Raw genomic sequence first — 21,866 nt, 5'->3', positions numbered from 1 at the left:
TGGAACGCTAATTTTCGTTAACAAAATTTAAGGAATGCAGCTTGCGAGGGGAACGCTGGCGGCGGCGTTCCCCTTACTATGCAGGCTGGGTGAGATCGCTTACTTTTCGAGACTGCCTTGCAGCATTAAGCCGCGGATCTCGGTCGCCGAAATCCACAGTTCGCGTTGCGAGTCGAGATACGCCAGGTTCGTTTGGAAATAGGTTCGCTGGGCGTTCAGCAGGTCGATGACGGCGAACTCATCCGCTTCGTAGCCGATGCGGATCAGCTCGAGCGAACGCTGGGCGTTCTCCAGAATGCCGCCGGGGCGTGCATACTGCGTGACCTGGTTGCGGGCGCTTTCATATCGCTGAAACGCGACGGCCAGCCGGGCCTGCAGATCCATCGACAGTTTGTCGGCGGCGCGATTGGCGGCGGCCGCATCGGCGTAGGCCCGCTGAATGCCGCCCTGATTGCGGTTCCACAGCGGCAGCGGTAGCGTCACTTGCAGGTTGCCGTCCGTGCCGTCGATGCCGCGGTCATCTTGAATGATCGCTTGGACTTCGATGTTGGGGATGACCTCGGCGTAGGCTCGCTGCACCGCCCAGTGGGCCGCTTCGACGTTGGCCAGCGCCGCCGCCAGTTCTGGGCTTTTCTGCATCAGGTTGGTGAGCGTCTCGTCCCACTGCAGATTCATGTCGTCCGCGTTGATTTCCCCTTGCAGCGGTTGCAGCTGCATCGCCGGCATGCCGAGCACGGCGGTCAAACGGCGCCACGCTTCGACGTGCTGATTGATCGAGTTCTGCAGCACGATCCGGGCGGTTTGGGCTTCGACGCTTGCACGCAGCGGGTCGGCTTGGCTGACCTCTTGTCCTTTGAAGAGGGCCGCGGCGCTTTGCTCTCCCTTTTCGGCGATCTGCACCAGTTCAGCCGCCAGCTCGCGACGTCGCTGAGCGATCAAGACGTCGTAGTAGCCGATCCGCACGTCGGTCAGCACCCGCAAGCGGAACGCGTCGAGATCACGCTCGGCCCGTTGAATCTCCCACGCGGCGATCTCGCGGTTCAGCCCGAGCTTGTGCCCGGTGACGAACTCTTGCCCGATAAACATGCCGGTTTGCGTCGCCAGGCCGCCGCTACCAAGCTGCTGACCCGAGTAGCCCAGCACCGGGTTGGGCGCCAGGCCGACCTGCACCCAGTTGCCATGGGCGGCGTTAACGCGAGCGACCGCTTCGGCCAAGGCGGGGTTGTTTTGCAGGGCCAGCTCTTCAAGCTCGGTCAACGACCAGTCGCCGGTTGAGCGGATGGCCGTAACCGGCGGGGAGATTGGTTCGGCCGTGGCGGGCTCTTGTTGATACGAAACCAGCGACGCTGCCGGCAGGTCTTGCGGCGCCGCTTTGGCTGCGGGAAGTTCGCTCGCCTGGGTAAGCGATTGCTCGGCCGAGGCGAGCGCCGCGGCGGTGGGGGCGGCGCTGGCGACCGGCACATGAGCTGTAGACGCGGGCGAGGTAGTGCGGCAACCGCTGGTGATCGCCGCAAGTCCGATCGTGAAGGCGATGCTGGCCTTTTTCATTGTGTCAAGTCAATGGAATCTTTGAGGAAGGTTTCGATACCAGAGTCCGCGCAAGCGACATCACGTTCACGATTGAGACGTAATGGTTCCTTCGGTTGCGACGATTGGAAGTGTTGATGCGATGCTGCGTCGTGTGACGGATACGCGGCGCGTCGGGGCCAGTCGTTCCGGTTAGGAAAGCCTTGACGCCGTGCGGTCTGGGTCGCTAGCGAGAGAGACGCTGGCGCCGCTACGTCGACAGTTGGGCCGAGATTTTCTCCGCCGTTTGCTTGACCGCGTCGATCAGTTGCGGCTGCGAGTCGGCGTCGACGCGGGCCGTCGGAATGCTAACGCTGACCGCCGCGACGATCTCGCCGCCATCGCGGATCGGGGCGCCAATGCAGGTGACGCCAATGTCGTTTTGATCCTCTTCGATCGCGTACCCTTGTTGGCTGGCCCGCTGGTGAATCTCGTACAGCTGAACCGGGTCGATCACCGTCTGCGGCGTGCGGGCTACCAGCTTGGTGTGGTGGATCAGTTCGTTCCAGTCGTCATCGGCTAGCGCCGAAGTTAGTGCGCGACCCAGCGCCGTTGAGTAGAACGGATCGCGACTGCTGGCGTCCACCACCAGGCGAAACGGATGCTTGCTCTCCAATATCTGCAGGTACCGAACCGACGTGCCCCGCAGCACGCCCAAGTTGACCGTCTCGCCCGTCTGTTCGTGCAGCTCTCGCAACAGCGGATCGGCCGCTTCCAGCAAGTGATCGTCCAGCTTCCCCAGCGTCAACCGCAGACAGAAATAGCCAGCAGCGATTCGCCCACCCCAAAAGACTTAATAATCTTATCTGCGAACATCTGCGCTCATCTGCGGTTCGAATCAATCTGGAGAACAGGTTGAAACCACAGATGAACGCAGATGAAGATCATCAGTCTGTGGCTTTGCTAATCTCCGCCTGCAACTGTGCCGCCAGCGCCTGGCCGGCCGTGATCTGGTCCCCAATCTCTTGGCCGACAATATCCCGGGCTTGGGCGGCGCCCTCGGCGTCTCCGGTGGCGGAGAGGGCGAGCCAGGCGTAGGCGGTGACGTTGTCGGCCGCGACTCCTTCGCCGCTGACGTACATCATGGCGATGTTGTACTGCGCCTTGGAGTGCCCCTGCATGCCGGCTTTGGTATACCAGGCGAGCGCTTCTTCATTGGACTGCGCCACGCCGGCGCCATCGCGATACATCTCGGCCAGGTTGAACTGGGCGTCGGCGTGCCCTTGGTCCGCCGCTTGGCGATACCACTGTATGGCGGTCGCCAGGTTTTGCTCAACGCCCTCACCGACGTCGTAGGCGTAACCCAGAGCGGCTTGGGCTTGTGGATTTCCGTTCTCGGCGGCAGCTTTCATCGCTTCGAAGGACATGGTGGATTCCTGTGGTGAATGGATTGGACTTTCGCGGGATGTCCGCATCCTACCGCATCCGTGGTGGGAAGTCGAAAATGTTGGAGTAAGAGAGTGAGATCAAGACGAAGAGGCGATAGATCGATTGGCGGGCGAGTACGAATGTAGCCAGCAAACGTCGGAGGCCCGGAGGGCCGATCTAATCTAGCCTGGGGCGAAGTCGCGTTTCGCGGCGCAGCCCCAGGTCAGTTTGCCCGTTGAATCGTTGACGCTGGACGCGACCGTGCGCTTCGTTGGATCGCCCCGCTGGGGCTTGCATCGGTTCTCGACGTTGTTACCCAGGGCTGCATCGCCGTTGGCGACTGCGCCCTGGGCTAGGTTGGGACGGCCCTCCGGGCCTTGGGAGCCTGAGATTCTCTACCGAGTCGCGATTAACACGCGAATTCGCCCGCCATTCCCTCAACAAATCTGCGCCCATCTGCGGTTCCGATATTTGCCGCCAGATTATACCAAAGAGGTCGCTTGGAGCGGTTGCTCTTCTCGCGGGGATCGGAGGTTCGCTTTGCCTCTTGGCCGCGTTTTCCTCGCTTGCGCTGCGGGCTAGTATTGCTGTGGCCGTGGCGTTGGAAGGGTGCGTTAGATCTTCCGCGACAGCGAATAGCGCGTCGCGTCCAAGTGCGGCGTTTCGTCGTTCATCAGTTCCGCCACCAGTTTGCCGGTGCCGGGGGACATTGACAGGCCGAGCATGTTGTGGCCGGCGGCGACGTAGACGTTTTGGTACCGTTTGCTGCGGTCGATGTAGGGGGTGCTGTCCGGCGTCATCGGGCGCCAGCCGTACCATTTTTCGATGATCGGGGCGCAGTGCGGATTCTTCAGGTAGACCTCGGCGCCGCTCGTCAGGATGCCGAGTCGCTTTTCGTTGATCGTCGTGTCGTAGCCAGCGAACTCCATCGTCGAGCCCAAGCGGTAACCGCTTTCCCACGGCGTAACGCCGACGTGATGTTGCTCGAGCAGCATCGGGAACCGGGGGCAGATCTCGGGGCGGGGCATCGTTATCGAATACCCTTTGCCCGGCTGGATCGGGATCTTGGCGCCCAGTTGGTCGTTCAAAAAGGGAGTCCAGGCGCCGGTTGTGATCAAGAAGTCTTCGCCATCGACTGTGCCGGTCGACGTTTCGGCGGCGGTCGCCGTTTTGCCGCCGCTGGTAAACTGCTTGAACTCGCAGTTCTCGCGGATCTCGACGTTCATCCCTTCCAGCACTTTTCGCCACGCCGTCATTAGGCGATCGGGGCGCAAGTGGGCGTCGCCCCCAAACAGCCAACCGCCAGCGATGCCTGGTTTTAGGGCCGGCTCTAGTTCGTTGAGCGCTTCGCGGGCATAGGGGGCGGCGACGACGTCAAACTCGCGGGAGAGGAGTTCGTTGACATGCTCGAATTCGTGGAAGTGCGACTCGTCTTTGTAGACGAACAGCAGCCCCCGCTCTTCGAATTCGCAGTCCATCTGTTCGTCGGCGATGATCTGGCTGTAGAGCTGTCGCGACGATTGCAGCAGCGCGTGGATGCCGCCGGCGGCCTGCATCATTGGTTGGCGACGGCAGCGCAGCGCGAACTTGATCAGCCAACTCCACAGGGCAGGGGAGAAGCGGAACCGGATTGAGAAGGGGGAGTTCGGTTTGAGCATCGACAGCAGCGATGGCATCAGCACGCCAGGTTGGGCGAGCGGCAGCACATGGCTGGGAGAAAGGTAGCCGCAGTTGGCGTGCGAACAGGCGGCGCCGAACTTCCCTTTTTCGAGAATGACGACGGGGCGGCCTGACTTGGCGAGATAGTACGCGGCGGCGGCGCCGACGACCCCTCCACCAATAACGACGGCTGGTCGATTGCTCACGGGCTGATTGCTTTTTGCTGGCGGAACTTAGCGGGGAGGAATGCCGAACGCGAAACGATCGGCCGGGTCGATGATCAATTGCGAAACGCCGGTCACGAAGGCCGATCCGCGAATCGTCGGAATGATCTGATCATCGACTACAGCATAACTGGCGTGGAAGATGCTGCCAGTGATCGACTCTTGCCGCCAGGTTTCGCCGGGCTGCAGTTTGCCTTCGGCGGCCAGAACGGCGACCTTGGCCGAAGTGCCGGTTCCACAGGGAGAACGGTCGTATTCGCCGCCGGGGCACAGCACGAAGTTGCGCGAGTCGGCGGCCAGTTCATTTTGCGGCAAGCCATACAGCTCGATATGGTCGATCTTGCCTTCGCTGGCGCCGGTGATCCGCTGCTTGTCGATCGTTTTGCGGATCGCCTTGGTAAACCACAGCAGTTCGTCCCGGTCCGAGTACTTCAACTCCATGGCCGGCGACTTGACTAGAAAGAACCAGTTGCCGCCATAGGCGATGTCGCCGACTACGTTGCCGTAGCCTGGCACGTTGAGTTCGACGTCGGCCTGATAGCGATAGCTGGCGACGTTGCGGACGCTGACTTCGCCATTGTCGTGCAGGGTGGCCAAGACGTCGCCGACCGGCGTTTCAATCCGATGCGGGCCTGGCTGGATCCGGCCGAGATGGGCGAGCGTGGCGATCACGCCGATCGTGCCGTGCCCGCACATGCCGAGCACGTTGACGTTGTTGAAAAAGATGACGCCGGCGGTGGCGTCCGGATTGGTCGGCGGCGTCAGTAGCGCGCCGACCATCGCGTCGGATGCCCGCGGCTCGGTACAGGTGCTGCTGCGGACCCAGTCGAACTTCTTTTTGAAGATGGTACGACGTTCCGACAGCGGACCAGCGCCCAGGTCGATCTCTTGATCAATGACGCGGGTCGGTTCGCCCCCGGTGTGGGAATCAATCACCGAGAGCGTCGTTACCGAGCGGGGAGTATTAGCCACAGCGTCCTCTTAGACAGTAAGAACCGGCCGCGTGGCGATCGCCTTGCGAATGACGCCCAGGACTCTTTCACGTTCGTCGCTGATCAGCGGCAACCGCGGCGGACGGGTCGTTTCAGTTCCATAACCGCATTCGGCGTTCGCCAGCTTAATATACTGTACCAGCTTCATGTCGGTATCGAGGTGCAGCAGCGGCGTGTACCAGCGATAAACTTCGACCGCTTCGGCGTAGCGACCTTCCATCGCCAGGTCCCACAGCAGACGGTTTTCGGCCGGGAAGGCGTTGACCAGGCCCGAGACCCAGCCGTCGATTCCCAGGACCATGCTTTCGAGCACGACGTCGTCAACGCCGCAGAACAACAGAAAGCGATCGCCGCAGACGTTGCGGATGTCGGTGATGCGGCGAGTGTCTTCGGTCGATTCTTTGATCGCGACGAACTTTGGCTCGTCGGCCAGCTCGGCAAATTCTTCCGGCGTGATGTCGACCTTGTAGGAGACCGGGTTGTTGTAAATCATGATCGGCAAGTCCGACGCGGCGGCGACCGCGCGGAAGTGGGCCGCCGTCTCGCGGCTATCCGAACGATAGACCATCGCCGGCAGCACCATCAGGCCATCGACGCCAAGCTTGGCGGCGTCGGCGGCAAAGCGGCACGCGGTGGCGGTCGTAAATTCGGCGACGCCGGTCAACACCGGAACGCGTCCGTTGATGTGAGCGACGCTCGCCTTCAGAACCTCCAGTTTCTCGTCGTAGCTGAGCGAGCAGTTCTCGCCGACCGTACCCAGCATGATCATGCCGTGGACGCCGGCGGCGATCATCGCATCCAGATGCTGCAGCGTGGCGGGAATATTAACGGAAAAGTCAGCGTTGAATTGCGTAGTCGCTGCCGGAAATACTCCGCTCCAATCGACTTTCATGTGGTAGGTCCTTTGGACGAACAAGAGATTGTTTTTGTGTACAAAGACACGATAAGCAATCTGGTTCGCTTCGTCAATCGTTTTTCGTAAAATCTTCAGGTTAACCTTTGTGTCGGACCTACCCAGGAATCGTGCCCGTGTCGTTGTCGGAACGCATTGTTGAAGAGCTTTCGGATCGCATCCATAGTCGGGAGGGCTTGCCCGAGCCGTTTTCGATCGCCAGCGTCGCGCGTCTGTTTGACGTCAGCGCCTCCCCCGTGCGGACGGCGTTTGACCAGCTAGTCGAAGAGGGGCTGTTGGTTCGCGATGCGACCGGTCGCCTGACGCCCAACCCGGACCGCAAGGCGAAACGCCGCGTTCAGCGGAGCGAACCGCGAGAGCCGGCCCTGGAAGTCCGCATCCGCGAGTTCATCATTCGCCGCAGTCTGGCAGGCGACGATTCGTTTTTGCGTGAGGAAGCGACCGCCGAGATGTTCCGGGTCAGCCGCACCGTGCTGCGGCATTGGCTGGGGAAGCTGGCCGGGCAAGGCTTTATCGAACATGTGCCGCGCCGCGGCTGGCGGAGCCGGCTCTTCTTGCCGCAAGACCTGGAGCATTACTCCGAAGTCCGCGAGGCGCTCGAGCTGATGGCGCTGCGCACCGTCCGCGCGCAGCTTGACGCGGAGTTCCTGCAGGAGATGCTCGACGGCAATCAGCCGGCGGCCGATGGCACGCCGCAGCTCGATAACCGCCTGCACGCTTACTGGATCGACCTGTCCGGCAACCACTACATCCGCGACTTTTTCGAGCGGCATGGTCTGTTCCACGCGGCGATCTTCGACCTAGCGACGACCGAAACGGCGGCTGTCGAAGAAATGGCCGAGCAGCACCGCCTCATCTTGCAGGCCCTGATCGAAAAGAACTGGAAGAAGGTCGAGACGGTCCTCACGAAACATATCCGCTCGCAGATCCCCCGCGTGGAGCGGATGCTGGAAGAGATTCGGGCCGAAGGGAAGTAGCAAAGTCTGCTGTTGCCATGCTCTTGCGGCGTCTTCGCCGGCTTGAAGCATGTCTTTGCTCTGGGGAAAACGCATTGAAGACATGCTCATCTCGCGAAGAGGCGATAAGAGCATGACGCTAGGGTTTCAGGATCCATATCCAAATGGGGGGATGATTCGCTTTCACCTGGATTCCTGCGGCCCACTCGGGGTATAAACGTGCGTGCAAGCGACGTTTGGCCTGACTTTTCCCGATTTCTTGTCTCCTTTCGTCCTCTAATACGCCTAAGTAGGCGGTAGTCACAACACTGCTTACGAGGAATCTCGACCGATGAACGGTCTGCTGCAAAAAATCATGTGGGCGACTCTGCGGTTTTTGCTCCGCTTCCGCTATCGAGTTCAAGTCGACGGGCTGGAAGAGCTACGAAACCTGAAGGGGCCAGTCCTGGTTTTGCCCAACCATCCCGCTTTTGTCGATCCGCCGACGGTGCTCAGCCATCTTCGCTTTGGCCGCTCGCTGCGGCCGCTGGTCTTTACCGATACCTACCGCAGCTGGCTGTTTCACCCGTTCTGCATCGCCAGCAACGCGTTTGAAGTGCCGAACCTGAAAAGTCATAGCCGCGACGCCCATCGCCAAACGACCGAGATGATCGACAAGGTGGTGGCCGGCATCGAAGCGGGCAACGACTTCTTGATCTATCCCTCGGGACGGCTAAAGCGTCAGGGGACCGAAATAATCGGCGGCGCCCGGATTGCGTACGAGCTGTTGTCGCGCTGTCCTGACCTGCAAGTGGTGTTGGTTCGGACCGAAGGTTTGTGGGGCAGCCATTTTGGGTGTGCCCAGACCGGCGGCGTGCCCGACTTGGCTGGTGGGGCGAAGACGGCGGTTTGGAGTTTGATCTCGAGTCTCCTCTTCTTCGTGCCGAAACGCGACGTCTCGATCACCGCCGTGGCGATCGATCGCGATCAGTTGCCGCTCGACAGCAAAGAGTCGCTCAATCGCTATCTCGAAGGGTGGTACAACGCCAATGGGGGCGAAGAGCCGAAGTACGTGCCCTACAATCCGTGGTTCGGTCCCCGCGACTTTGACTTCGAGTCGGTCAAAGAACAAATCGACATCGACGCCGATGCGATCAAACCGGCCACCAAAGAAGCGATCGCCGCAATGCTGACCGAGCATCTCGGCCGCGAGCTGGAACCGTCCGAGCAGGCGCCCGAGACGACGCTCGACACGCTGGGGCTCGATAGTCTTGAGCGGATGGACATGGCGCTCGAGATGGAGCGGGAGTTCGGTTTCCGCAGCAATCATGTGCCGACCAATGTGGGCGAGCTTTGGCTGTTGGCCGAAGGGCAGCTTTCCTCGGACGAGGACGAAGAGTTGGTTGTGCCCGAGATTTGGAACCAACATCCGCAGGTCAGCAGCGAGGTTCCGCACGCGTTGGCCGACAACCTGGCCGAAGCGTTCGTCCGCCGGGCGACCGAGCGTCCCGATTCGGCCGCCGTCGCCGATCAGCTGTCGGGCGTGCTGACGTATCGCAAGCTGCTGACCGGCGCCACGATCTTGTCCAAACGGATCGCCAAGCTTGACGGCCATACGGTTGGCGTTCTGCTGCCGGCTTCGGTGGCGGCCGATACGTTGTTCCTGGCGATTCAGCTGGCGGGCAAGTTGCCGGTGATGCTGAACTGGACGACCGGCGATGCCGGCCTGGCGCATGCCGTGGCCAAGCTGGAAGTGAAGAACGTCGTCACCTCGCAGCGGTTCCTCGATCGACTCGGGATCGAAGTCCCCGGCGCCAACATCGTCGCCTTGGAAGAAATGCGGGAAGGGATCAGCAAGTGGGAACAGACGAAGACCTACCTGGCGACCTACGTCGCGCCGAAGTCGTTCCTCCGCAGCTTGCCGCAGGTCGACGTTGACGCTCCGGCGGCGGTGTTGTTCACGTCGGGGTCAGAGGCATTGCCGAAAGCGGTGCCGCTGTCGCATCGCAACCTGATCGCCGACATCAACGCCGGCGTCAAACTGATTCAGTTTGAACAAAGCGACATTTTGTTCGGGTTCCTGCCGCCATTCCATAGCTTTGGTCTGACCGCCGCCTTTTTGATGCCGGTGCTGACCGGCATCCGCGTGGTGCACTATCCCGACCCGACCGATGCCCGGGGATTGTCGCGGATCATTCGCAGCTACGGCGCGACGCTGATGTTCGCCACACCCACCTTTTTGCAGTACATCTTCGGCGTCAGCACGGCCGAGGATCTGAAGACGCTGCGAACGGTGATGGTCGGCGCCGAAAAGTGCCCCGACGCGCTGCATGATCATTTTGCCGCGACCTTGCCTGGCGCCGAACTGCTGGAAGGTTATGGCATCACCGAGTGCTCGCCGGTCGTCTCCGGCAGTAGCCCCTGCGACAGTCGCCGCGGCACGATTGGCAAGCCGCTGGAGTGCGTCGAGATGCTGGTCGTGCACGCCGAATCTCACGAGCCGATCGACGATGGCGAGACCGGCCTGCTGTTGGTCAAGGGAGAGAGCATCTTTCAAGGCTACCTGAAACATGACGGCCCGCAACCGTTTGTCGAAGTCGCCGGCGCCACGTGGTACAACACCGGCGACCTGGTGATGAAAGACCCCGACGGGTTCTTTCACTTCCGCGGCCGGATGAAGCGGTTCCTGAAGATCGGCGGCGAGATGGTTTCGCTGCCCGCTTTGGAAGAGCCGCTCGCCAAGGCGTTTCCGCCCGACGAAGAAGGGCCGAAGATCGCCGTCGAAGGGATCGAACTGGATGGGGGACGCAAGATCGTCCTGTTCACCTGTGCGGCGATTTCGCTACGTGACGCCAACGCGATGATTCGCGAAGCCGGCATGCAGGGAGTGATGCGACTGGACGAGGTTCGCCAGGTCGAGCAGATTCCGGTTCTGGGGACCGGCAAGACCGACTATCGCACGCTGCGAAGTTGGGTTACCGAAATGCCATCCGGCGCCGAGCAAAAGTCGGCCTAACGTCAGCGAAACGTTCATCCAACCTGAGGGATACTGCGTCATGATCGCACTACGCGACGTTTGCAAAACCTGGGACGGCGGCCAGTCGTATGCCGTCAATAATCTCTCGCTGCAGATTGAGCAGGGAGAAGTTTTGGCCCTGCTCGGCGGATCGGGATCGGGAAAAAGCACCACGGTTAAGATGATCAATCGCCTGATCGAGCCAAGCGGCGGCGTGATCGAAATCGACGGCGAGAACATCATCGAGCAAGACCCGGTGCAGCTGCGACGCCGCATCGGCTATGTCTTTCAAAGCATCGGGCTCTTTCCGCACATGACGATCCTGGAGAACGTCAACATCTTGCCGAAGATGCTCGGCCAAGACGCGGGGGCGTACAAAGCGAAGGGATCGCAGCTGCTCGACATGGTCGAACTGCCGGCCGCCCAGTATGCCGATCGATATCCGCATCAGCTCTCCGGCGGACAGCGGCAGCGGGTTGGCTTTGCAAGGGCGTTGGCGGTCGATCCGAAGGTGATGTTGCTCGACGAACCGTTTGGCGCGCTCGATCCAGTGACTCGAGATAGCCTGCAGGCCGAGTTCCTGCGACTGCAACAAGAGCTTGGCTTTACGGCGGTAATCGTCACGCATGACATGGCCGAGGCGCTGCTGTTGGCCGACAAGATCGCCGTGATGAAGGACGGCGAGCTATTGCGTTTTGGCACGCCCCGCGAACTGCTGCAAGATGCCGGCGATGAGTATGTCGCGCAGCTGCTAGAAACGCCGCGTCGCCACGGCCGCCTAATACACGATCTAGAAACCACTTAACGCAGCCCTCCCAAACGTGTGCCACCGCTGGCTTACCCAGCCGTGGATCACTGGTACCAGGTTCGCACTGCTGGACAAGCCAGCAGTGGCGCCCGAATGAGACAAATCCCATGTCCGAAATCTTCACCCCTTGCTGCTTTCTGGCCTCCGAGATGGGCTGGCATTTTGAGTGGGCCAAAGTGGTCGAGCAACTCCAGTTCCTGCCTGACCGTCTGCAAGGGCATGTCTTCCTGTCGTTCACCGCGCTCTTGATCGGCGGGCTGATCAGCGTGCCGCTGGGGATCTGGTGTTCGCGCCGCAAACGGGTCGAACGGATCTCGCTGACGACCGCCAGTTTGATTCAAACGATCCCGAGTCTCGCCTTGTTGGCGGCGATGGTCTTCGCCTCGGGCGAAATTGGTTGGGGCCCGGCACTGGTGGCCTTGGTGCTGTACAGCTTATTGCCGATGCTGCGAAACACGATCACCGGCATCCAGTCGGTCGACCCGGCCTGTTTGGAAGCGGCGGAAGGTTTGGGAATGGATAGTCGACAGCGGCTGTTGATGGTGGAGTTGCCGCTGGCGGCGCCGACCGTTGTGGCTGGCGTCCGGACCGCGGCGGTCTGGGTGGTCGGCGCGGCGACGATCGCCTTTCCGGTCGGTGCGACCAGCCTGGGGGACTACATCTTCACCGGGCTCTTTACGAACAACGTTTACGCGCTGGGCGTCGGTTGTTTTTTCTGCGCCGCTTTGGCGCTGGGGCTTGATGCGCTGTTGGGGACGCTGGAGTCAGGCGTTCGGACTCGCAACCGGCCGGCGCGGATTGGATCATTGATCGGAATCGCGGCGCTGGCGTTGAGCCCCATGTTGGTCGGCATGTTGCCGCTGGGACCGAAAAGCTACGACGGGGCCGGGCCGCGCAATGTCGCTACTGGCGACGAGTTCGACGGTCGCAACTATGTGGTCGGCTGCAAGGGCTTTACCGAGCAGATGATCCTCGCTCGCGCGATCTCCGGCGAGCTAGAAGAGGTCGGCCGCACGGTTGAGCGGAAAGAAGGGATCGGCTCGGCGATGATCTTTGAAGCCTTGGAAAACGGCAAGATCGACTGCTACGTCGACTACACCGGCACGCTGTGGGCGAACGTGCTGAAGCGAGACGATCAGGTTTCGTCCCCTGAGATGCTAATCGACCTGGCGACCGACCTGAAGGGAAAGCATAGCGTGATTTCGCTGGGGCCGCTTGGCTTCCGCAATGACTATGTCTTTGTGATGAAGCGGGCCAAGGCGGAAGAGCTGGGGATCGAGACGCTGGATGACCTGGCGAAACATGCCGATCAACTGCGAGCCGTGACCGAGGCCGAATTTTGGCAACGTCCCGAGTGGGCCGCCGTGCGGAGCGCGTACGGATTCGACTTTCAAAGCAAACAGGCGATGGACGCCGGGTTGATGTATGGCGCGATCGCGAATGACAACGCCGACGTGGTGGTCGCCTTTCGGACCGATGGGCGGATCGCCGCGAACGATCTGGTCGAAATCGAAGATCCAGCCCGAGCGTTGCCGCCGTACCAAGCCATCTTGCTGGCCTCAAAGCGACTCGCCGAAGATCCGGCCGCGGTCGAGCGATTGAGCCAACTGGTCAACTCGATTACGACTGCCGAGATGCGTGACGCCAACCGCTCGGTCGATAGCGAAGGGAAGTCGATCGCGGCGGCCGCCGAGGCGATCAAGCCGGGCGAACAAGGGTGATCGATTCGTCGCCCCCATACCGTGAGCCGACCAGAATCGTGCGGTCGTCGACCTGGGCGCCAAGGACGCCGATGGTATCGCCGGGAGCGAACGTCGCTTCGTAGCCAATGTGAAACGAAACGACTTCGATCTGCTGCTCTGTCTGGTAGACCACCGGAAAGAAAAGCGATTGGCGACGGTCGGCGATCGTCAGCTGGCGCTCGACCGGCGGGGCCGCGACCAGCGGAACTGGGGCGGGAATTTCGTCCCAGTTCCGCACGCCTCGTACGCTGAACCGCGTGCCAAGATAGTAGCCTTGGTTCCATTTTTGCTCACACAGCTGTGCGAACGACGCATCGCTGAGATGGGGCGGCCGCTGGATGAACTCCGGCGTGATCGGTTCGATTTCCGGCAGGGCGAAGATCCGTTCGGGCGACTGCAGCCAAACCTCACAGTTATCGGCGCCATAGATGACCAGATCGATATCGGAGTCGGAGTTGCCGGCGCTCCACAGGAGCGAGTCGGTCAGGCTGAACGCATCTGGCGGCAAGTTTAACTTCTCCGCGAACAGGTCTGCCAGTTCCACCGCTTTCTGCAGTCGGCCGACCTGAAATGACTCCCGCAATTGCGGCAGTCGTTGATCGCTGAAGTAGACAAATGCGATCGACTTCGAGGGGACGCGGATCAATTGATCGACGTAGTGGGGATAGCGTTGCTCGAGAAACCGCAGCGCTTCGTCATAGTTTGCGAGCCACTTTTCGCCGGCGACATACTTGAGCCCGCATACGTAGGCGCCGTCCGGATGATCGTAGCCGAGCACATTGAAGATCAGGCCGTCGTTGGTGAGCAGGTAGTCTTTGTCGCGCAGTCGCAGCATGGAACGGCCGAGGGGAAAACGAAAAAGGGACGCCAGTTGGCGGCGTCCCTTGGTGGATCAACGTTGATCTTGGCGCGACGCGTCTAGCGCGTCGTTATTCTAGCGGAAACTGCGGCTGTTACCGAGCGGCGAACAGCTGGTCGTTGACCGCAAAGACCCAGAACTTGGTCGGCAGCGACCCTTCAAAGTCGTTATCGACGGCGAGCACGATCGTCTGGCGGCCGTCGGCCAGTTTCGGACCGAAGGTCAGCCCTTCGATCTTCTCGGGCATTTCTTTGCCGGCCAGGTGAAACTCGGGGGCGTTGAAGTCGAGGAAGGTGCGCTTTTGGACCGGCTTGATCTCGGCCGGCAGTTTGTCGGCCGGCAGCGATTCGACGCTCGCGATGTCGGTCGCGCCGTTCAGATCGATCCAGTTTAGCTGGCGGTACTTGGCCGCTTCCCCTTGTTCGCCGTCCCGCTCCAGCACGAGAAACTGCCCCGGACCGCAGGCCAGGATTTCGCTCATGCCGTAGCTCGGGTCATCCATCGGATAGGCGAACTCGCGGACCTCGCCCGAGTCGACGTCGATCTCGACCAACCGGGCATAGCGGCCCATGATCTTACCGCTGCCGGTCCGCAGGCCATCTTGCAGCAGGCTGCTTTGCATGATGCCGACCAGCTTTTTTCCATCCTGGGTAATGGCCAGGCCTTCCATGCCGCGGTTCGAGGCGCGGCCGATGGTGTTGTCGTTGTTCTCCGCCTTCTTCGAGTCGGAGGGATGCAAACAGCGGAGATGGGCCGGCATTTGATAACGGCGGGTTTCGCGATCGTTGGCGTCCAAGAGCAGCACCAGCGGACCATATTCGTCCGACAGGAACTTGCGACCGTCAGCCAACACGCGGATTCCTTCCGGATCGAGACGACCGGCGCAGTCGTCGGTGCACTTGATCGCCTGCGAGGCGCCGGTGAAGCAGCGGTTCTTGGCGTCGTGCAGGATGTGGGTTTCCTTCAGCGCGACGGTGACCGGCGAGGCGGCGCCCGGCTGGACGTTGATCTCGACCACCTGATAGCGGCACTGATAGCCAGTGGCGCCATCGTCAGGGCCGCGGTCAGGCAGGGCGATGTAGCGATTGCCGACGCCGGCGTATTCGAGCGCCGAGATCCCGCCAAAGCGATTGTGGGGCTCGCCGTTTTCCAGCTTGTTAGCATGGCCCGACAGGTCGGTGGCGGTTCCGGAAATTTGCGCTTCGCCGAGAAATTCGATTGGAGCGGCGGGGCGTTCGGCGGCCAGGGCGACGCCAGGCAAACCTAGCAATGCGATTCCCAGCGATAACGAACGAAGCGAACCAGTGGCAAACATGTTTTTCATTGGATTACGTGACTTGGTCGACGGGGAAGAGGGGATCAATAGCGACTGCCAGGCGTCGCTGGTCGGCTGCGCGACCAGCGACAACGGATGACGGTAACGCAGCGATTAGTACTCGCCGTTGACTTCGCCGCCGGCGCGGGTGCAGAGGTAGACGAAGGTCTCGGTGTCGACCGTTTCGCCGACAAAGCGAACCGAACCGTCGGCCAAAGCGAACTGGGCGCCGCCGCTGTGGAAGCTGAAGACTTCGCTGACGTTGATCGCGTTGATCATCTTCGGGCCGTACGGCGTCAAGCCGTCGTTGGTGGCGCCGTTGATGCTGAACCCGCAGTCGGGATCGGCCCAGCCGGTGCCGTCATGGGCGACATAACTGCCGCTGACGTTTTCGACTTTGTCATCGGTGTAGAGGCCGAACATCGTGGCGTTCATCGGACCACGGCTGGTGTAGATGCTGGGGTTGCCCGACTTCTCGGCGACCATCAGGGTGTTCGACGTGCCGTCGATGATGTCGCGCAGTTGGTTCTTCACCGCCTTCGATAGTACGCCGGCGCGGGCGGCGCTGCCCGGATTGGCCAAGCCCAGCACGTTGGTGTAGACCTTCTTTTTGACTTCGTTGATGCTGCCATAGTCGCCAGCGGCGGCGCCAGCGACCCAGAAGCTATCAACGCGATCCGAACCCGGCGTCGACGGGCATTGGAACGCATCCAACTGTTGGCTGACGGCGGGGCGATTGGCCGACGCGCTCCAGGCCTGCTTGTAATCGATCAGGTCGCTCAAGTTGCCTTGCTCGATCATCGGCAGGATCAAGGTCGTCCACGACTGATAGGCGCTGTCGTTGCCGGTGTTGTCGTAGATCTCCACATCGGGATCAAGCCGGCTCGGCGGCAGGCAGCGATGGGCGCTTTCGTAGTTGTGCAGCGCCAGCGCCAGTTGCTTCAGGTTGTTTTGGCAGCTCATTCGGCGAGCCGCTTCGCGGGCTTGCTGAACGGCGGGCAAGAGCAGGGCGATCAACACGCCGATGATCGCAATCACGACCAGCAATTCGACGAGCGTAAAACCACGACGCGAGAGATTGACTTTCACTAGAAGACTTCCTTGGAATTAAGTAGGGAGAATTTAGGGGGGGCGAAAGCCGCTGCGTTGGGCCTTCGCAGGTGTTCGTGAAAACGGTTTTGCCGGCCAGATCAGTTCAGTTCAGTTCGATCGCCGGAAGCTTCGTCTCGGTGTCGCCAATTTCGACGACGATGCCGGATGTCGCCGGCTTGGTGTATTTGCGGGGGAGGCGTTCCGGACGAGCGTCGCGCTCTTCTTCGGTCAGACCTTGCAGCGAGCCGGCCCAAGAGACGGCGACCTGGTACTTGCCGGGAGGCGCCCCGTCGCCGGTGTTGTAGGTCGAAAGTTGGAACGTGCCGTCCGCTTTCGAGCGGGCTCGCGGCAGCGGAATGTTGGGCTCGCCGGACGCAGCGGCGACCGGGTACAAGCTGAGGAACGCGTCTTCCAGCGGTTTGCCCTTGTAGGAAACGGTGCCGGACGCCGGGGTAACGCCCGGGCTGTCGCCACTGGCGCCCGAGCAGCCAGCCAACGATGCGATCAGGGCCAGGCCAAGGACCGCCGCGACGCCTGTCCGCAGTCGGTTGTCAACAACTCCACCGTCAGTCGTTTTCATTTGCTAAAGAACTCTTAAGGTTTTTCTGAGATTTGAAAGGCCACATAATGCCGCCCTTATGTGAAGAAGCGATGAACAATATGTGTGTCTTCGATGAAGACAGACGCGAAGAAGAGGGGCGGCCAATCTGGCCACGCAGTGAGAATCAACAATGTCGATCGCGGGGAAAAACGAAGGGCGAATCAGGTCGCCGAGCGGGCCAGAAAGGGACTTTGGTTCGCTATAAAATTGTTCGCCAGAGAACTGTTGTCGCGGGTAGAGGAACGTCCGTCAGCGCATGAAAAAAGGGACGCCTGAGGTGGGCGTCCCTTTCGTGTTTTAAGACATGCTCTTCTCGCGAAGACGCGATAAGAGCATGAAGATATAGGAAGCCGGGGCTCAATGTGGGTTAGCATTTGAAGATGTTCAACGTCTCGATGCCTTCCAACAAGGAGCCCGGCCGTGGCCTATTTTATCGCGTTTGATACACATTGCGAGTTTACTCAGATCGCCGTCCTGAATTCCCGAGGGAAGGTGGTCCAAGAGATGCCTTGCGATACCGCCATTCCAGCCCTGATTGAGGCGCTCGAAGCGTATCGACGGCCGCGGGAATTGACCTTCGAGGAGGGGCCGCTGGCTGATTGGCTGGCTCGCAATTTACGTCCTTACGTCGACCGGTTGGTGGTCTGCGATCCGCGGAGAAACGCCTATGTCGCCAAAGAGGGGGACAAGGATGATGCGATTGATGCGAAGCGGCTCGCGCAGTTGCTTCGCGGCGGATTTCTCAAGGAGGTTCATCAAGTCGACTCGGTCGATCGAGCGTTACTGAAACTGCACGTGGCGTTTTATCACGATCGGGTTCGCGAACGCGTTCGACAAGGGAATCAACTAACGGCGTTGCTGCGTCGGCAGGGCGTTTTTACTTCGATCGGCAACGTGCTCGATCCTGAACAACGACAGCAGTTGTGGAAGAAGCTGCCGCGCCGCAAAGTGCTGCACGAAGACCTCGATCTTGTCCTGAAAGTCTACGAACTGTTGCTGCAGCAGGAGGAAGAAATCAGAGCCAGGCTCATTCAACTCGGTCGCAAAGAGCCGCCGATTCGCCGCTTTTTAGAGGCGCCGGGCGTCGGCCCGATTCGTGCGGCGACCTTTTACGCTTACATCGACACGCCAGACCGCTTTCGCAGTAAATCGGCCCTGTGGCGTTACTGCGGGCTCGGTCTCGAGCGACGTCATAGCGGCAGCGGTCCGCAACGCGTACGACTTAGCAAACGGGGAAGTCGCCCGCTGAAAAGCGTCCTGATCGGCGCCGCCAGAACCGCCATCGCGCAGTCGGGCAGCCCGTTCGCAGAAAAATATCGCCACTGGACTCAAGAGAAAGGACTAAATCCCGCGACGGCTCGTCGCAACGTGGCCCGCAGCCTGGCGACGACGTTGTGGAGCCTGTGGAAAACTGGAAAAAGTTATGATCCGGCGATCGCCAGTTCGTAAGACGAATCGTTGAGCCTGGAATGAAGTTGAAACCGCAGCTAGAGCCAGGAGCGGAGTTCCCGTGGCGCCATTGAACCTCGAGTTCCCGAGCATGAATGAACCCGCTCCCTTCCGAACAGGAAACGCTCCGATATCCGCATAGACCTCCGCATGGAAGAGTCTCCAATAGGTGCCTGGGCGAACCTTAAAAGCCCCTGACATAAAGCGGACAAAAGCGAACACGACTCTCCAGCCCAACGACGCAACGTCAACCGAACCAGCAGCGTCCCAAGATCAACCGTTAACCTACAAGCCCCTTCCCCTGCAAAAAAGAAAGAAGGGCGAAGGCCCGGAGAGGGTCTGCCTTGACAGGGGACTTCCTATAGGTGGCGCCAAGCCAGGAATTCGTTTGAATTACAGCGACTTGATCTTGATGTTCTTCCAGCGAACCTCGTACGGGCCTTGGCCTTTGCCGATGCCGTGGACCTGCAGGCCGATGAAACCTTTCGGATGGGTCTTGTAGATCTCAGCGTCGGTCAGGTCTTCGATCGCTTCGCCATTGATGAAGGTCTGGATCCGCGGGCCCTTCGCGATGACGCGATAGTGGTTCCACTCGCCGTTCTTGAAGTGGTCGTGCGGCTTCAGACGTTCTTGCGGGGTCAACCATCCGCGGCCGGTCGCTTCGCCATAGACGTAGCCCGCTTCGCCGGTGCTCTTTTCGATCTCGACCTGCGGACCATTGACGCGACCATATTTGGCGTCGCCCTTGGCTTCGGCCGTTTGCGAGCGGATCTGGACGCCCGAGTTCAAACCGTCGTCGCACTTGACGTCAAATTCGAGTTCAAAGTCGCCGTAATCTTTGTCGGTGCAGAGGAACGAGTTGGGGCTACCTTCTTTGGTCTTGCCGCGGATCACGCCGCCGTCTTCGACGACGTAGGTGGCGGTACCGTTCTTTTGCGTCCAGCCGGTCAGATCTTTGCCGTTAAACGGCTCGGTCCAGCTATCAGCGGCGGAAGCGACGCCAACAAAGCTCAGCGTCAAAGCGGCCAGCAGGGCCGTGGTCATCATTTTACGCATGCAGAAATCTCCTGATTCACGGGGCGGGTGTACATGGTGGGGGAGGGCGGAATGACGCATTATGACCCGAACGGGGGCGACTGGCAACTTGCGGCTAGAACAAGTTCTTCTGCCGTCCGTTGGGATCGGGCCGCCGAAATTGCGTCGTATCGAAGCGGAATTCGCTCTGGTCCAGTTGGTAACGTTTCTTGAAGACGCGAAACGTTTGATCGATCTGCTGGGCGATCAGGCCTTCGCCCCGCATCCGTTTGCCGAACTGGCTGTCGCTTAGTTCGCCTCCGCGGACCGACCGCAGTCGCGACTCGACCCGGTCTTTCGCTTCGGGAAGTTGCTGCTCGAGCCAATGGAGGAAGATCTCCTGCACGCCGAGCGGTAGCCGCAACATCGTGAAACTGGCGCCGATCGCGCCGGCGTCGCCCGCCGCTTCCAGCATTTTGGGGATCTCGCTGTCGTTCAGCCCGGGCACGATTGGTGCGGTCAGCACATGGACCGGAACGCCGGCTGCGGATAGTTCGCGAATCGCCCGCAGTCGGGCGTCGGGGCTACTGGTCCGCGGCTCCATCTTGCGGGTCAGCGATTGATCGAGCGACGTCAGGCTGATGTTGACCTGCACCAAGTTGCGGCTGGCCATGTCGGCCAGGATGTCGATGTCGCGGGTCACCAGGGCGTTCTTGGTGATCAGGCCGAGCGGCTGATTGGCGTCAGCGGCAACCTGCAGGCACTGCCGGGTGACTTCAAACTGCCGCTCGATCGGCTGGTAGCAATCGGTGACGCCTGACATGACGATCAGTTGGCACTTCCAACTTGGCCGAGCGAGGAACTTGCGAAACAGCGCCGCCGCGTTGCGCTTGACCATAATCTTGGTCTCGAAGTCGAGCCCGGCGCTAAAGCCGAGATACTCGTGATAGGGCCGGGCATAGCAATACGAACAACCATGCACGCAGCCGCGATACGGATTCAAGCTGTAGCTGAACGAGATGTCGGGGCTGTTGTTCTCGGTCACGACCGATTGCGACTGATCGTCAAACAGTTCGGTCGCCACCTTGCGCGGAGCGCTGTCGACGTCTGTCGCGTCGAGATGCTCCCAATCGTCGACCGTCGCCAGACGCTCAAAGCGACTGGTCGGGTTGTAGTCGGCGCCGCGTCCGATTATTTCCATCGTGCCTTCCCTGTGGATCGAATTACTACTACGGTACTGTACGCACGTATATTCTTCAAGCCGGTTCTGCCCACAGATTCGCCGCAAATCGCCTCTTCTTTTCCTGACCGGTTCGTCCTATCGCGTTTTGGACTAAGTTGGAGGATTGTCCCGCCTGTTGCCTTTCCACCTGAGGTCTCCGCTGTGTCGCGTTTACCGCTGCTCGCCCTGTCGGCTTGTCTTGCTCTCTCGTTTCTTACGACGCCGCTGTTGGCCAAGCCGGGGGACAAAACGCAGGTCGCTTCGTCGGTCTATCGATTTGGGGGAAGAGGATCGAACGCGACCGGTTGGGTCGTCAAACGATTGAATCCGACCAACGCCGAAAGCCCCGAGTATTGGCTCGTCACGGCGAAGCATGTGTTGGCGGCGATCAAAGGAGAGAAGGCGACGCTGACGTTGCGCAAGTTTGACGCCGAGAAAGATCTCTGGGAGCGAGCGCCGCTGGAGCTGACGATCCGCGAAGGGGAAAAGAAACTGTGGACCGAAGCGGATGAACTCGACATCGCGGTGATGCGATTGCCGGCCGATATCAATCCGGCGACCGATTCGATCCCGTACGAGTGGCTCTCGCCGGCGTCCGACTGGGATGCGCTGCCGATCGAAGCGGGGCAGATGGTTCGCTGCATTGGCTTCCCCCACGCATCGCAGTTCAATCCCAGCAAGGCAGGCTTTCCGATGGTGCGGCTTGGCTGCATCGCCTCGGTGACCCGCGAGAAAGATCCGATGTTCCGCGTCGACTTCAACACGTTTGAAGGAGACAGCGGCGGCCTGGTCTACATGGAGACCGACGCCGGCGACGTCAAAGTGATCGGCCTGACCCGGGCTCAGCACTTCTTGGACGAGCGCTACAAGATGGTTTACGGCGAAGGAATGGTTCGGCAGCGTCTAGGGATTTCGATCTGCGTGCCGAGCGAAGATATTCGAAAGTTGATTGAATCGTTCGACCACGTCCAAGCGCCGACCGAACAGGAAGCGAAGGTCGAAGAAACGGTCAAAGCGGCGGCGTTGGAGAAGTAAGCGTCGCACCCGGGTCTCTTCTTAGGCGATCCTCTAATAGCTGCCTGTTGAAAAAT

General features: G+C 60.5%; 18 protein-coding genes. 6 read left to right on the top strand and 12 right to left on the bottom strand.

Features of this window, described 5'->3' with window-relative positions:
• Positions 1–99 precede the first annotated feature (99 nt).
• From Enr8_RS11210 to Enr8_RS11185, 6 genes are all read right to left on the bottom strand, one after another.
• Positions 100–1,548: a TolC family protein gene (locus tag Enr8_RS11210; RefSeq protein WP_146431436.1), complete on the bottom strand. Its 1,449-nt coding sequence runs from the start codon at positions 1,546–1,548 to the stop codon at positions 100–102.
• Between the two features lie 229 nt (positions 1,549–1,777).
• Entirely contained in the window at positions 1,778–2,314 is a 537-nt protein-coding gene (locus Enr8_RS11205) for an IclR family transcriptional regulator (protein ID WP_246120037.1), read from the bottom strand.
• A 139-nt stretch (positions 2,315–2,453) separates the two neighbouring features.
• Positions 2,454–2,933 (bottom strand): tetratricopeptide repeat protein, encoded by a 480-nt coding sequence (locus tag Enr8_RS11200; RefSeq protein ID WP_186767578.1) that lies wholly within the window; start codon positions 2,931–2,933, stop codon positions 2,454–2,456.
• Between the two features lie 615 nt (positions 2,934–3,548).
• Positions 3,549–4,799 carry an NAD(P)/FAD-dependent oxidoreductase gene (locus tag Enr8_RS11195; RefSeq protein WP_146431430.1) on the bottom strand — a complete coding sequence of 417 codons (1,251 nt, stop codon included), beginning with the start codon at positions 4,797–4,799 and terminating at the stop codon, positions 3,549–3,551.
• A gap of 27 nt (positions 4,800–4,826) precedes the next feature.
• Positions 4,827–5,789 (bottom strand): proline racemase family protein, encoded by a 963-nt coding sequence (locus tag Enr8_RS11190; protein ID WP_246120036.1) that lies wholly within the window; start codon positions 5,787–5,789, stop codon positions 4,827–4,829.
• Positions 5,790–5,798: 9 nt separating this feature from the next.
• Positions 5,799–6,701, bottom strand: coding sequence for a dihydrodipicolinate synthase family protein (locus tag Enr8_RS11185; RefSeq protein ID WP_146431428.1), 903 nt, complete (start codon positions 6,699–6,701; stop codon positions 5,799–5,801).
• Between the two features lie 137 nt (positions 6,702–6,838).
• Here Enr8_RS11185 and Enr8_RS11180 point away from each other — a divergent pair, with 137 nt between their 5' ends.
• From Enr8_RS11180 to Enr8_RS11165, 4 genes are all read left to right on the top strand, one after another.
• Complete coding sequence (locus tag Enr8_RS11180; protein WP_186767577.1) at positions 6,839–7,699, top strand: GntR family transcriptional regulator; 861 nt, start codon at positions 6,839–6,841, stop codon at positions 7,697–7,699.
• Between the two features lie 310 nt (positions 7,700–8,009).
• Positions 8,010–10,673: an AMP-binding protein gene (locus Enr8_RS11175; RefSeq protein ID WP_146431424.1), complete on the top strand. Its 2,664-nt coding sequence runs from the start codon at positions 8,010–8,012 to the stop codon at positions 10,671–10,673.
• Positions 10,674–10,713: 40 nt separating this feature from the next.
• Entirely contained in the window at positions 10,714–11,478 is a 765-nt protein-coding gene (locus Enr8_RS11170) for an ABC transporter ATP-binding protein (RefSeq protein ID WP_146431422.1), read from the top strand.
• Between the two features lie 110 nt (positions 11,479–11,588).
• Positions 11,589–13,202 (top strand): ABC transporter permease/substrate-binding protein, encoded by a 1,614-nt coding sequence (locus Enr8_RS11165; RefSeq protein ID WP_222434846.1) that lies wholly within the window; start codon positions 11,589–11,591, stop codon positions 13,200–13,202.
• Here the strand turns inward: Enr8_RS11165 and Enr8_RS11160 are convergent.
• The 4 genes from Enr8_RS11160 to Enr8_RS11145 all read right to left on the bottom strand — a co-directional run bounded on the left by Enr8_RS11160 (position 13,180) and on the right by Enr8_RS11145 (position 17,069).
• Entirely contained in the window at positions 13,180–14,058 is an 879-nt protein-coding gene (locus Enr8_RS11160; protein WP_146431420.1) for a hypothetical protein, read from the bottom strand. The genes Enr8_RS11165 and Enr8_RS11160 overlap by 23 nt on opposite strands.
• 118 nt (positions 14,059–14,176) lie before the next feature.
• Positions 14,177–15,406, bottom strand: a complete 1,230-nt coding sequence (locus Enr8_RS11155) for an esterase-like activity of phytase family protein (RefSeq protein WP_146431417.1) — start codon at positions 15,404–15,406, stop codon at positions 14,177–14,179.
• 105 nt (positions 15,407–15,511) lie between these two features.
• Complete coding sequence (locus Enr8_RS11150; RefSeq protein WP_146431415.1) at positions 15,512–16,486, bottom strand: DUF1559 domain-containing protein; 975 nt, start codon at positions 16,484–16,486, stop codon at positions 15,512–15,514.
• 106 nt (positions 16,487–16,592) lie between these two features.
• Positions 16,593–17,069, bottom strand: a complete 477-nt coding sequence (locus tag Enr8_RS11145) for a hypothetical protein (RefSeq protein WP_146431412.1) — start codon at positions 17,067–17,069, stop codon at positions 16,593–16,595.
• A 441-nt stretch (positions 17,070–17,510) separates the two neighbouring features.
• Between Enr8_RS11145 and Enr8_RS11140 the strand changes: the two genes are divergently transcribed.
• Positions 17,511–18,539 carry an IS110 family RNA-guided transposase gene (locus tag Enr8_RS11140; RefSeq protein ID WP_146429833.1) on the top strand — a complete coding sequence of 343 codons (1,029 nt, stop codon included), beginning with the start codon at positions 17,511–17,513 and terminating at the stop codon, positions 18,537–18,539.
• Between the two features lie 393 nt (positions 18,540–18,932).
• On the opposite strand, the gene Enr8_RS11135 is transcribed toward Enr8_RS11140, so the two are convergent.
• Both Enr8_RS11135 and Enr8_RS11130 read right to left on the bottom strand, forming a co-directional pair.
• Complete coding sequence (locus Enr8_RS11135) at positions 18,933–19,595, bottom strand: 3-keto-disaccharide hydrolase (RefSeq protein ID WP_146431410.1); 663 nt, start codon at positions 19,593–19,595, stop codon at positions 18,933–18,935.
• A 94-nt stretch (positions 19,596–19,689) separates the two neighbouring features.
• Complete coding sequence (locus tag Enr8_RS11130; RefSeq protein WP_146431408.1) at positions 19,690–20,754, bottom strand: PA0069 family radical SAM protein; 1,065 nt, start codon at positions 20,752–20,754, stop codon at positions 19,690–19,692.
• Positions 20,755–20,937: 183 nt separating this feature from the next.
• Between Enr8_RS11130 and Enr8_RS11125 the strand changes: the two genes are divergently transcribed.
• On the top strand, positions 20,938–21,810 hold the full coding sequence (locus tag Enr8_RS11125) for a S1 family peptidase (RefSeq protein WP_186767576.1): 873 nt from the start codon (positions 20,938–20,940) through the stop codon (positions 21,808–21,810).
• Positions 21,811–21,866 lie beyond the last annotated feature (56 nt).

The sequence above is a fragment of the Blastopirellula retiformator genome (assembly GCF_007859755.1).
Lineage (GTDB): Bacteria > Planctomycetota > Planctomycetia > Pirellulales > Pirellulaceae > Blastopirellula > Blastopirellula retiformator.
Note: the sequence above shows the minus strand (reverse complement) of the source record. Positions and strands in the feature narration are given on the sequence as shown.

Excerpts from the sequence above, each read along its gene's own strand:
- Enr8_RS11160 (WP_146431420.1), bottom strand. The coding sequence starts at position 14,058 with ATGCTGCGACTGCGCGACAAAGACTACCTGCTCACCAACGACGGCCTG.
- Enr8_RS11200 (WP_186767578.1), bottom strand. The coding sequence starts at position 2,933 with ATGTCCTTCGAAGCGATGAAAGCTGCCGCCGAGAACGGAAATCCACAA.
- Enr8_RS11165 (WP_222434846.1), top strand. The coding sequence starts at position 11,589 with ATGTCCGAAATCTTCACCCCTTGCTGCTTTCTGGCCTCCGAGATGGGC.
- Enr8_RS11135 (WP_146431410.1), bottom strand. The coding sequence starts at position 19,595 with ATGCGTAAAATGATGACCACGGCCCTGCTGGCCGCTTTGACGCTGAGC.
- Enr8_RS11210 (WP_146431436.1), bottom strand. The coding sequence starts at position 1,548 with ATGAAAAAGGCCAGCATCGCCTTCACGATCGGACTTGCGGCGATCACC.
- Enr8_RS11130 (WP_146431408.1), bottom strand. The coding sequence starts at position 20,754 with ATGGAAATAATCGGACGCGGCGCCGACTACAACCCGACCAGTCGCTTT.
- Enr8_RS11145 (WP_146431412.1), bottom strand. The coding sequence starts at position 17,069 with ATGAAAACGACTGACGGTGGAGTTGTTGACAACCGACTGCGGACAGGC.
- Enr8_RS11175 (WP_146431424.1), top strand. The coding sequence starts at position 8,010 with ATGAACGGTCTGCTGCAAAAAATCATGTGGGCGACTCTGCGGTTTTTG.
- Enr8_RS11185 (WP_146431428.1), bottom strand. The coding sequence starts at position 6,701 with ATGAAAGTCGATTGGAGCGGAGTATTTCCGGCAGCGACTACGCAATTC.
- Enr8_RS11155 (WP_146431417.1), bottom strand. The coding sequence starts at position 15,406 with ATGAAAAACATGTTTGCCACTGGTTCGCTTCGTTCGTTATCGCTGGGA.
- Enr8_RS11170 (WP_146431422.1), top strand. The coding sequence starts at position 10,714 with ATGATCGCACTACGCGACGTTTGCAAAACCTGGGACGGCGGCCAGTCG.